The sequence below is a fragment of the Veronia nyctiphanis genome, from assembly GCF_004116385.1.
Classification (GTDB): Bacteria; Pseudomonadota; Gammaproteobacteria; order Enterobacterales; family Vibrionaceae; genus Veronia; species Veronia nyctiphanis.
In genome coordinates this window covers 1-261 of the sequence record NZ_PEIB01000120.1, presented here as the reverse complement: position 1 = coordinate 261, position 261 = coordinate 1, and the positions used below count along the sequence as shown (strand labels likewise).

Genomic DNA, 261 nt, shown 5'->3' with positions numbered 1-261 from the left:
AAGCGACACTAGCTCAGCTGGTAGAGCGCAACCTTGCCAAGGTTGAGGTCACGAGTTCGAACCTCGTGTGTCGCTCCAAATTATATGTTTTCGATACGTCGGAAACAGGCAAACGCAAGCGTTTTTGCCAAGGTTGAGGTCACGCCTAAGCTTGAAGATCGGGAACCGCGCGTGCAGCTGCAAGTTCAGGCCAATCATCGTGCCTCAAACGGTGAAAAATCGGACGCGGGGTGGAGCAGTTTGGTAGCTCGTCGGGCTCAT

The 261-nt window shown here is 53.6% G+C and carries 1 tRNA gene; it reads left to right on the top strand.

What is annotated here, in order from left to right:
* Window positions 1-2 precede the first annotated feature (2 nt).
* A tRNA-Gly gene (locus tag CS022_RS24685) sits at window positions 3-78 on the top strand.
* The last annotated feature ends 183 nt before the right edge of the window (window positions 79-261 follow it).